General features: G+C 43.3%; 9 protein-coding genes. All 9 read left to right on the top strand.

The genetic code is table 11. The annotated features are described in order from the left end of the window. Positions 1-567: 567 nt before the first annotated feature. On the top strand, positions 568-1,269 hold the full coding sequence (locus AC4J95_RS09475; RefSeq protein ID WP_494549669.1) for a CBS domain-containing protein: 702 nt from the start codon (positions 568-570) through the stop codon (positions 1,267-1,269). Positions 1,270-1,271: 2 nt separating this feature from the next. After that, the gene (gene lspA, locus AC4J95_RS09470) at positions 1,272-1,733 is read left to right on the top strand and encodes a signal peptidase II (protein WP_438787310.1); all 462 of its coding nucleotides are present in this window, start codon (positions 1,272-1,274) and stop codon (positions 1,731-1,733) included. Beyond that, positions 1,726-2,634 carry an RluA family pseudouridine synthase gene (locus tag AC4J95_RS09465; protein ID WP_494549668.1) on the top strand — a complete coding sequence of 303 codons (909 nt, stop codon included), beginning with the start codon at positions 1,726-1,728 and terminating at the stop codon, positions 2,632-2,634. The genes lspA and AC4J95_RS09465 overlap by 8 nt, the downstream gene beginning before the upstream one ends. 217 nt (positions 2,635-2,851) lie before the next feature. Continuing rightward, positions 2,852-3,388 (top strand): bifunctional pyr operon transcriptional regulator/uracil phosphoribosyltransferase PyrR, encoded by a 537-nt coding sequence (pyrR, locus tag AC4J95_RS09460; protein ID WP_316404019.1) that lies wholly within the window; start codon positions 2,852-2,854, stop codon positions 3,386-3,388. A gap of 37 nt (positions 3,389-3,425) precedes the next feature. After that, complete coding sequence (locus AC4J95_RS09455; protein WP_494549667.1) at positions 3,426-4,697, top strand: solute carrier family 23 protein; 1,272 nt, start codon at positions 3,426-3,428, stop codon at positions 4,695-4,697. 33 nt (positions 4,698-4,730) lie between these two features. After that, positions 4,731-5,657 carry an aspartate carbamoyltransferase catalytic subunit gene (locus tag AC4J95_RS09450; RefSeq protein ID WP_494549666.1) on the top strand — a complete coding sequence of 309 codons (927 nt, stop codon included), beginning with the start codon at positions 4,731-4,733 and terminating at the stop codon, positions 5,655-5,657. A gap of 13 nt (positions 5,658-5,670) precedes the next feature. Then, positions 5,671-6,951, top strand: a complete 1,281-nt coding sequence (pyrC, locus tag AC4J95_RS09445) for a dihydroorotase (protein ID WP_494549665.1) — start codon at positions 5,671-5,673, stop codon at positions 6,949-6,951. Between the two features lie 4 nt (positions 6,952-6,955). Continuing rightward, entirely contained in the window at positions 6,956-8,035 is a 1,080-nt protein-coding gene (locus AC4J95_RS09440) for a carbamoyl phosphate synthase small subunit (protein ID WP_494549664.1), read from the top strand. Beyond that, positions 8,036-11,218, top strand: a complete 3,183-nt coding sequence (gene carB, locus AC4J95_RS09435; protein ID WP_494549663.1) for a carbamoyl-phosphate synthase large subunit — start codon at positions 8,036-8,038, stop codon at positions 11,216-11,218. It begins immediately after the preceding gene. Positions 11,219-11,248 lie beyond the last annotated feature (30 nt).

The raw sequence follows: 11,248 nt of genomic DNA, 5'->3' as shown, positions 1-11,248 counted from the left end.
AAGAAAAAAATTTTTTAACACATATTCGACTTTTATGGTTATTTGAAAATTGATTGATAACCGAAAACAATTGATTTATGCTGATTGAGAGAATGAAAAGCTACTTGATCTTTTTGAAACCAAAGAAAAAATCAGTACTTAATAGCACTTCTTTCTTTATAGAAGCATTCTGTTTACTTTAATCAGAAATTCAACGTTGGTATATAGCGAAAATCAGCAATGATACCCTGATCATTGCTGTGCTAAAAAAAGTAAAATTTTTAAACCGGTTGAACTAGCGGGGGGATTTTGCGAGGCTGATTTTGCGTAGTTTTTTTAACTATTTGCATAATAGTCAACGAGCCAAGTAATTTCCCTTTACCTTGAATCCTCAAACACTCCCCCAAATGTTCACTTCTTATTTTTCCTCATACCTGAGACTTTTCATCACGCTTTTTTTCACTTATACTGGAGCTATCGGATTTTATCTGACTTAGAATCGAAAATAGTTTTTTTAGAAATTGTTTAAAAATCTAGTTCATTGAATTTAAAAAATGAGTTCAATAGTAAGGAATAAGGAGCAGCCGAATGGGAGAACGGGCAGATATTTTTTTAAGTACCTTTAATCGGATTGAAAAAGAACTAAAACGCCAATTGGGCAATCCCGCGAATATGAGTTTTAGCGAAGCGGTTCGTCGTCTGTCTAAACGACGCGACAATATCATTGGTGGAAGTGAGAATGATTTATTGCAATTAGCACAATTACGTAATGCGATTGTGCATGATCAGGTAGCGGATGATTTTGTTATTGCTGAGCCAAATGAGTGGGCAGTCAAACGAATTAAACAAATTGAAGAGAGCTTGCTGCGTCCGGAAAAGGTGTTACCAAGGTTTGGCAAAAAGGTCACTGGATTTGAGCGAAGTCTGCCATTGGTAGAAATCATGAAAATTATCACGGAAAAACGGTTTTCGCAGTTCCCGGTCTATGACTCCGGGAAATTCATGGGCTTGATTACTTTGAGAACCATCGGATTTTATTTTGCGCAGGCCAGTTTGTCTGGTTCGGTCAGTCTTAAGGGACGGGTAGCTGAGGATTTATTACTGGCAAATGGCAAACGTGCGAATTTCAAATTTGTTTCTGCTGATACGAAAGTGTCTGAGGTAGAAAAAATGTTTCAAACAGAAGCCATTTTAGAAGCGATTTTGATTACCAAAGATGGAAATTCGGATGGCAATCTGCTGGGTATCATTCGTCCACGGGATATTTATAATCAAGAAGGGGAGCAATAAGCTTGTTAGTCATTTATTTATTATTAAGCGCAGGAATTATTGCGCTCGATCAATGGTTCAAATGGTGGATCGTCAATCAGTATAATTTTGGTGATAGCCAATCGATCATTCCAAATGTTTTGTCATTAACACATATCCGCAATACGGGCGGTGCGTTCAGTTTATTTGAAGGCCAGCAGATTTTCTTTATTATCATTACCATAGTAGCTGTCGTTGCGGTGCTTTACTATTTAGTCAAACATTTACATGAGAGTAAGTGGTTGACTCTAGGCTTAAGCTTCTTTTTGGCTGGTGCGATCGGTAATTTTATTGATCGTTTCCGCTTAGGTTATGTCGTGGATATGTTCCGCTTGGATTTTATCAACTTTCCGATTTTTAATATCGCTGACATGGCTTTAGTCGTTGGTGTCATCATGATTTTTATTTATATTCTATTAGATGAGAGAGACAAGAAAAATGGATAATCAAATTGAAGTAATTATTAAGGAAGAAACTGGTCGGATCGACAAAGTCTTAAATGACCGATTGGCTGATTTTTCCCGTTCACAGATTCAACAGTGGATCAAGGAGCAGCATGTTTCGATTGATAGTAAAGTTGTTAAAGCGAATTACAAGGTGAACGCAGGCGATAAAGTTCTGATCGAGATTCCTGAACCAGAGGAATTAGATCTTGTGCCGGAAAATCTTGATTTGGAGATCGTTTATGAAGATGATGATGTGGTTATTGTAAATAAACCTCAAGGCATGGTAGTCCATCCTTCAGCTGGTCATCCCAATGGTACGCTAGTAAATGGATTATTGTATCAAATCAAAAACCTTTCAACGATTAATGATGTGGTTCGTCCAGGAATCGTCCATCGGATTGATAAGGATACTTCTGGTTTATTGATGGTGGCGAAAAATGATCGCGCCCATGAAGCGTTGGCAAAACAGCTTAAGGACAAGACATCGCTAAGAAAATATGTAGCGCTGGTTCATGGCGAGATTCCTCATGAAAAAGGTCGCATCGAGGCTCCGATCGGTCGTTCGAAGGTTAATCGTAAGATGCAAGCTGTGATTGAAGACGGCAAACCGGCTGTGACACATTTCGAAGTTTTGAACCGTTTTGAAGGCTTCACATTGATCGAGTTACAGTTAGAAACGGGGCGGACGCACCAGATCAGAGTCCACATGCAATATATCGGTTACCCGGTTGCCGGCGATCCTTTATACGGACCAAAGAAAACCTTGAAGGGCAATGGGCAATTTTTACATGCGAAATTATTAGGCTTTGAACATCCGACAACCGGCGAGATGATGGTCTTTGAAGCACCGCTGCCAGAAATTTTCAAAAAAACTTTGAAGCAGTTAAAAGAAAAAGATTGATTTCTTAAATAAGGAATAGTATAGTGTCTGTAGTAAGAAATAAATAACTAAATAGTAATCCTTTAAGAGTAGTCCCGTGAGGCTAAGAAGGAAGTAGATAGTGATTTGGACTGGGTGCGCCTAGGTGAACACTATCATTTTGACGAAGTCGATAACATTCCTCCTACCTAAATACGGGTAGGAGTTTTTTTATTGGAAAATTTAAGGAGGAGACAGGATGCATAAAAAAGAAGTTGTAGATGAGGTAACAATGAAACGGGCATTGACTCGAATCACTTATGAGATCATCGAACGAAATAAAGGAGTTCAAGATATCGTCTTGATTGGGATCAAAACCCGCGGGATTTTTATTGCCCAACGAATTGCTGAACGTTTAAAACAACTGGAGCACATCGATGTACCAGTTGGAGAACTAGATATCACGTTGTATCGAGATGATGTGGATGTAGCAGAAGCTGAACCAGAATTGCATTCTTCAGACATTCCTTTCTCAATCGAGGGCAAGGAAGTGATCTTGGTTGACGATGTATTGTTCACCGGCAGAACGATTCGCGCAGCGCTAGATGCTGTCATTGACTTAGGACGTCCAAACCGTATCTCATTAGCCGTTCTAGTTGACCGCGGTCATCGTGAATTACCAATCCGCGCGGATTATGTTGGAAAAAATATTCCAACAGCATTAACGGAAGAGATCGTCGTTGAAATGGAAGAAAATGACGGACAAGATCGCATCTTAATTCAAAAAGAAGACTAATTAGACAACTGTTTAGATACTAGAAAGAGGAAGTTTCATGCAAGAGTTTCATAATGATGACGTTGTTTTAGATATCCACGACCGCCCAAGTGCAGGACACTGGGTAGGCTTAAGTATTCAACATTTGTTCACCATGTTTGGCGCGACTGTATTGGTACCGATCTTAGTTGGAATCAATCCGAGTATTGCACTGGTTAGTTCAGGGCTAGGAACACTGGTCTACCTAACTGTAACCAAAGGCAAAATCCCTGCCTACTTAGGCAGCAGCTTCGCTTTTATCGCAGCGATGAAATTATTGATGAAGAGTGACGGCTATCCAGCAGTCGCCCAAGGTGCTTTGACCTGCAGCTTGGTTTACCTGATCGTTTCCTTCATTATTAAAAAAATCGGATCTGGCTGGTTGGATAAAATCCTTCCGCCAATCGTCGTTGGACCAGTTGTCATGGTTATCGGCTTAGGTTTAGCCAGCAACGCCGCTCAAAATGCGATGTATAACAATGGTGAATACAGCTTCAAATATGTATTAGTCGCTTTGATTACTTTAGCTTTAACGATTTTCTTCAACATGTTCTTCACTGGATTTTTGGGCTTGATCCCAATCCTGTTAGGAATTGTTGGCGGCTATGTGACGGCAATGATCTTCGGCATCATCGATTATCAACCGATCATCGACGCCAAATGGTTGGCAATGCCCGCTTTCAGCGTACCATTTGCTACTTACCAGCCAAAACTGTACGTCAATGCGATTACCACGATGGCCCCCATCGCTTTTGTCACTATGACTGAGCATATTGGTCACTTGATGGTCTTGAACAAGCTAACAAAACGTAACTTCTTCGAAGATCCTGGTTTGGATCGTACCTTGATGGGCGATGGATTAGCGCAAATCGTCGCAGGTTTAGTTGGCGGACCGCCAGTAACCAGTTATGGCGAAAACATCGGTGTCCTTGCAATCACTCGCGTACACAGCGTGTTCGTTATCGGCGGTGCAGCAGTCTTCGCAGTCTTACTAGGATTTGTCGGCAAACTCAGTGCCTTGATCTTAAGTATCCCGGGGCCGGTGATCTCAGGTATCAGCTTCATCTTGTTCGGAGTCATCGCAGCCAGCGGATTGAAAATCTTAATTGAAAACAAAATTGACTTTGATAAGAAAAAGAATCTATTGATTGCTTCGACCATCCTTGTCATCGGTATTGGCGGTTTGGTCTTTGAAGCGGGGACCTTCACCTTATCTGCCATGGCGTTAGCCACAGTTTTAGGAATTATCTTGAACTTAATCTTGCCGGAACAGGCACGTAGCGAGAAATAATCACTTTATCTAGGAATTAAAGGAGGAAATTTCATGATCATCCAGTCTGAAGAGATCAGTCTGAAACATTTATTGACCGTCGAAGCTTTAACCGATCAAGAGGTAATGGGACTGATTCGCCGAGCGCAGCAGTTCAAACAAGGTGCGCGATGGACACCCCATAAGGACCAATATTTTGTCTCTAATCTTTTCTTTGAAAACAGTACCCGGACCCATAAAAGTTTTGAAGTCGCTGAGAAAAAACTCGGACTTGATGTGATTGATTTTGACGCCAAAACCAGCTCGGTTCAAAAGGGCGAGACATTGTACGATACTGTGTTAACAATGTCGGCACTAGGTGTTGACGTCGCGGTGATTCGTCACGGAGATGAAAATTACTACGATGAATTAATTCAAAGCAAAACGATTCAATGCTCGATCGTCAACGGCGGGGACGGAAGCGGGCAGCATCCAACGCAATGTTTGCTTGACCTAATGACGATTTATCAAGAATTTGGCCGCTTTGCCGGGTTGAAGGTCGCGATTGCAGGGGATATTACCCATTCGCGCGTCGCAAAATCTAATATGCAAATGCTGAAACGTCTAGGTGCAGAAGTATTCTTTTCTGGACCGGAAGAATGGTACGACGCAAGCTTTGATGTCTATGGGACTTATCGCTCATTGGATGAACTTGTACCTGAGGTGGATGTCATGATGCTCTTAAGAGTACAGCACGAACGGCATGATGGACAGGAAAGCTTTTCGAAAGAAGAGTACCATCAAAAATACGGATTAACGATCGAACGCGGCAAGCAATTGAAAGAAAAAGCGATCATCATGCATCCGGCACCTGTGAACCGTGATGTCGAAATTGCAGACAGTTTAGTTGAAAGTTTACAGTCACGAATCGTTCCACAAATGACCAATGGTGTCTATATTCGGATGGCTATTTTAGAAGCAGTACTTAACGGAAAAGCGTAAAGGGGCAGATAATATGAAAACATTAATTAAAAATGGAAAGATCGTAACAAAAGACAATCAAACAATGGCATGTGACCTTTGGCTGGAAGACGGGATTATCGTCGGTATCGGCAAAGATTTTTCGGACATTTCGTTTGATCAAGAGTACGATGCAAACAATCAATTAGTCACACCAGGTTTAGTTGATGTTCATGTTCATTTACGAGAACCAGGTTTTACCTATAAAGAAACCATCAAGGATGGCTCAAAAGCGGCAGCTCGCGGCGGCTACACAACAGTCTGCGCGATGCCGAATCTTGATCCAGTCCCTGACACCGTCGAAAAATTCAACGACGTAAAAGCGATCATTGATAAGGATGCAGTCGTAAAAGTCCATCAATACGCACCGATTACAGAAGAGCTTCGCAGCGAAACCTTAACCGATCAAAAAGGCTTGAAAGCCGCCGGCGCCTTCGCCTTCACGAACGATGGAGTAGGGGTACAAACAGCTGGAACCATGTACTTAGCGATGAAGGAAGCCGCGGAAAATAATATGGCGCTAGTCGCTCACACCGAAGATGAATCCTTATTATTCGGCGGCGTGATGCATCACGGAAAAATCAGTGAAAAGCTTGATTTACCAGGGATTTTAAGCGCGACTGAATCTTCGCAAATCGCTAGAGACTTGATCTTAGCAGAAGAAACCGGAGTTCACTACCATGTTTGCCACGTTTCTACTAAAGAAAGCGTGCGTGTTATCCGCGACGCGAAGAAAGCCGGTGTGCACGTAACCGCAGAGGTTTCTCCGCATCACTTGATCTTAGTCGATGAAAATATTCCAGAGGATCACGGCTACTGGAAAATGAATCCCCCGTTACGCGGGGTTGAGGATCGCGAAGCCTTGATCGAAGGTCTGCTTGACGGTACGATCGATTGCATCGCAACCGACCATGCGCCTCACGGCTTTGAAGAGAAGAATCAAAGCTTCTTGAAATCACCATTCGGAATCGTTGGCAGCGAAACGGCCTTCCAATTAATCTATACACACTTTGTTGAAACAGGACGCTTTACTTTAGAACAAGTGATTGATTGGATGGCAGTCAAGCCAGCAGAAATTTTCGGAATGACAGTGGGAACCTTAAACATTGGTCAGCCAGCGGACATCGCGGTATTTGACCTGAGTCACGAAGAAAAAATCGATGACAAAAAATTTGCTTCATTAGGAGTGAACACGCCTTTCACTGATTGGCCAGTCAAGGGTGCGACACTGATGACCTTCGTGGACGGTCAGTTGGTATACAACAAGGAGGACTAAGACGTTGAAAAGACTTTTAATATTAGAAGATGGCACAGTATTTGAAGGGGAAGGCTTCGGCGCTGAAGCAAATGTGGTCGGCGAAGTGGTTTTCACCACAAGTATGACCGGTTATCAAGAAACGATTACGGACCAAAGCTTCAATGGACAAATCATTACCTTCACCTATCCAATGGTCGGAAATTATGGCGTGAACCGCGATGATTATGAATCCATCGCGCCCACCTGTAAAGGCGTGATCGTAAAAGAACATGCCCGTTTAGCTAGCAACTGGCGCAACCAAATGACGCTAGATGAATTTTTGAAGCGTAAAGGGATTCCAGGGATTTCCGGAATTGACACTCGCGCATTAACAAAAAAATTACGCAGCGTTGGAACCATGAAAGGCAGCATTGTTGATCCAGCCGATCAGTTTGAACATTCGTTTGACCAACTAAAAGCAACAGTCTTACCAACGAATCAGGTTGCACAAGTTTCGACAGTTACGCCTTACCCAAGCCCAGGCGTAGGCCGCAATGTGGTCGTGATCGACTTCGGCTTAAAACACAGTATTCTGCGCGAATTGTCACGTCGAGAATGTAATTTGACTGTAATGCCTTATAACACAGATGCTCAAACGATTTTAGACCTTTGTCCAGATGGCGTGATGCTGACCAATGGCCCTGGAGATCCGAAAGATGTGCCAGAAGCAATCGAAATGGTTCAGCAGATTCAAGGAAAAGTGCCGATTTTCGGGATTTGTCTTGGACACCAGCTGTTCTCATTAGCTAACGGAGCGGATACTTATAAAATGAAATTTGGACACCGTGGATTGAATCATCCGGTGCGGGAAATCGCTACAGGTCGCATCGATTTTACTTCACAAAATCATGGATTTGCAGTGGATGAAAAAACAATTGATCCAGAAATATTAATGGTGACCCACGTAGAAGTCAATGACGGCACGGTTGAAGGTGTTCGTCATCGAAATTACCCAGCCTTCAGTGTTCAGTATCATCCTGATGCTGCGCCGGGACCACATGACGGGGTTCATTTATTTGATGAGTTTATGGAAATGATGGATGCATGGAAGGAGCAAGCATAAATGCCAAAACGTACAGATATTAAAAAGATCATGGTGATCGGTTCTGGACCTATCGTGATCGGACAAGCCGCGGAATTTGATTACGCCGGCACACAAGCTTGCTTAGCGTTAAAAGAAGAAGGCTATGAAGTTGTTCTGGTGAATTCAAACCCAGCAACAATCATGACCGACAAAGAAATCGCGGACAGTGTTTATATCGAACCAATCACGCTCGAATTTGTTTCTCGTATCCTGCGAAAAGAATTGCCAGATGCGATCCTGCCAACATTAGGCGGGCAAACTGGCTTGAACATGGCAATGGAATTAGCAGATTCAGGCATTTTAGATGAGTTAAAAATTGAATTGCTGGGAACAAAATTATCAGCGATCGATCAAGCAGAGGACCGCGACTTGTTTAAGCAATTGATGGAAGAGTTGAACCAACCAATTCCTGAATCTGAAATCGTGAATACTGTTGAAGAAGCGGTTGCCTTTGCCAATACCATCGGTTATCCGATCATCGTTCGTCCAGCCTTTACACTTGGTGGAACCGGCGGCGGGATGTGTGACAACGAAGAAGAGCTTCGGACTGTCGCTGAAAACGGCTTGAAGCTTTCACCAGCGACGCAGTGTTTGATTGAAAAATCAATCGCCGGCTTCAAGGAAATTGAATATGAAGTGATGCGAGATTCAGCGGACAATGCGATCGTGGTTTGTAACATGGAAAACTTTGACCCTGTTGGTATTCATACCGGCGATTCGATCGTCTTCGCACCAAGCCAAACATTATCTGACTACGAATATCAAATGCTGCGGGATGCGTCATTATCGATCATCCGCGCCTTGAAAATCGAAGGCGGCTGTAATGTACAGCTGGCCCTTGACCCACATAGCTTCAACTACTATGTAATCGAAGTAAATCCGCGAGTTTCTCGCTCATCCGCTCTAGCAAGTAAAGCAACGGGTTATCCAATTGCGAAGCTGGCAGCAAAAATCGCGGTAGGATTGACGCTGGATGAAATGAAAAATCCAGTAACAGAAACGACGTATGCAGAATTTGAACCGGCTCTAGACTATGTCGTTGCCAAAATTCCGCGTTGGCCCTTTGATAAATTCGAAAGCGGCGAACGTGTCTTAGGCACACAAATGAAAGCCACTGGTGAAGTCATGGCGATCGGCCGGAACATCGAAGAATCATTATTAAAGGCCGTGCGTTCATTAGAAATCGGAACCTATCATGCGGAATTACCAGAACTAAGCGAAGTTACCGATGATGAATTAACTGAAAAAATGGTCAAGGCACAAGATGATCGCTTATTCTATCTAACTGAAGCGATTCGTCGCGGCTATTCGATCGAGGAAATCAATGAGCTAACCAAAGTCGATCTTTTCTTCCTAGATAAGCTACTTCATATTGTTGAACTAGAAACAGCTTTGGCCCAAAACAAAAAAGATGTTGAGCTATTGAAGAAAGCCAAACAGAATGGTTTTGCGGATGTGAAGATCGCACAGCTTTGGGACATGACAGCCAATGAAGTGCGGGAATTCCGGACTGCCGAAAAAATTGTTCCAGTCTACAAGATGGTAGATACCTGTGCGGCAGAATTTGAATCCCAAACGCCATATTTTTACAGCACCTACGAATTTGAAAATGAAAGTGTTCGTTCTGATAAAGAATCTGTCTTGGTTCTTGGTTCAGGTCCGATCCGGATCGGACAGGGAGTGGAGTTTGACTATGCGACCGTTCACTCGGTAAAAGCCATTCAAGCAGCTGGTTATGAAGCGATCATTATGAACAGCAATCCAGAAACTGTTTCGACTGATTTCTCCATCTCAGACAAGCTCTATTTCGAGCCGTTAACCCTTGAAGATGTGATGAACGTAATTGAGTTAGAACAACCGATTGGCGTGATCGTCCAATTCGGTGGACAAACCGCGATTAATTTAGCTGAACCTTTAGTTAATAACGGGGTTAAAATTTTAGGAACAACCATCGAAGACTTAGACCGCGCGGAAGACCGTGATCAGTTCGAACAAGTGCTGAAAAGTCTATCCATTCCGCAACCGCCAGGTGATACAGCAACGAGCGCGGAGGAAGCAGTTAAGATCGCTGAAAGAATCGGTTATCCAGTCTTGGTTCGTCCAAGCTATGTCTTAGGCGGACGGGCGATGGAAATCGTTGAAAACCAATCCGATTTGGAAGACTATATGGCCCACGCGGTTAAAGCCTCTCCAGAACATCCTGTTTTAGTGGACAGCTATTTGGTTGGTAAAGAGTGTGAAGTAGATGCCATCTGTGACGGTGAAACCGTCTTGATTCCAGGAATAATGGAACATATCGAACGCGCAGGGGTACACTCAGGTGACTCAATGGCGGTCTATCCGCCACAAACCTTCTCCGATGAGTTGAAGGCAACGATTGAAGATTACACACGCCGGTTAGCATTAGGCATGAACTGCATCGGCATGATGAACATTCAGTTTGTCATCCATAACGATGAAGTCTTTGTCATCGAAGTCAATCCTCGTGCGAGTCGTACAGTGCCATTCTTGAGTAAAATCACGAATATCCCGATGGCGCAGATCGCAACAAAAGCAATCTTGGGCCAAAGCTTGAAGGAGCTTGGCTATGAAGATGGCCTTTATCCTGAAAGCGACATGGTTCACGTCAAGGCACCGGTCTTCAGCTTCACGAAGCTGCAAAAGGTCGATACTTACTTAGGGCCTGAAATGAAATCGACGGGTGAAGTCATGGGAACTGATCGTAATTTGGCAAAAGCTCTATATAAAGCCTTCGCAGCGTCTGGCTTGCATTTACCAGATTTCGGCGCAGTCCTATTCACGGTAGCTGATGAAAACAAGGATGAAGCGCTAGATTTGGCAAAACGCTTCAAGGCTGTCGGCTACAGTTTAGTTGCGACAGAAGGAACAGCCAATTTCTTAGAAGAAAACGGCTTGAGTGCGGAACGAATCGCAAAAATCTCTGAATCAGATGATCACAATGTGATTGAGTTGATTCGCACGGGCAAAGCACAAGTGGTCATCAATACGACCGATAAAAATCGCCAAAACTCATCCGAAGACGGCTTTATCATTCGCCGCGAAGCAGTTGAGCACGGTGTGCCATTGTTCACATCCTTAGACACAGCGGATGCCATCTTAAGAGTCATGGAATCACGTGCATTTTCAATCCAAGAAATTTAATTCATCCAGAGTGGAGCATGCTTCACTCTG

This window comes from Enterococcus sp. GPZ-007 (assembly GCF_059374735.1).
Note: the sequence above shows the minus strand (reverse complement) of the source record. Positions and strands in the feature narration are given on the sequence as shown.

Bases quoted from the DNA above. Each gene is read 5' to 3' on its own strand.
- pyrR (WP_316404019.1), top strand. From the start codon at position 2,852: ATGCATAAAAAAGAAGTTGTAGATGAGGTAACAATGAAACGGGCATTG.
- AC4J95_RS09450 (WP_494549666.1), top strand. From the start codon at position 4,731: ATGATCATCCAGTCTGAAGAGATCAGTCTGAAACATTTATTGACCGTC.
- AC4J95_RS09475 (WP_494549669.1), top strand. From the start codon at position 568: ATGGGAGAACGGGCAGATATTTTTTTAAGTACCTTTAATCGGATTGAA.
- carB (WP_494549663.1), top strand. From the start codon at position 8,036: ATGCCAAAACGTACAGATATTAAAAAGATCATGGTGATCGGTTCTGGA.
- pyrC (WP_494549665.1), top strand. From the start codon at position 5,671: ATGAAAACATTAATTAAAAATGGAAAGATCGTAACAAAAGACAATCAA.
- AC4J95_RS09455 (WP_494549667.1), top strand. From the start codon at position 3,426: ATGCAAGAGTTTCATAATGATGACGTTGTTTTAGATATCCACGACCGC.
- AC4J95_RS09465 (WP_494549668.1), top strand. From the start codon at position 1,726: ATGGATAATCAAATTGAAGTAATTATTAAGGAAGAAACTGGTCGGATC.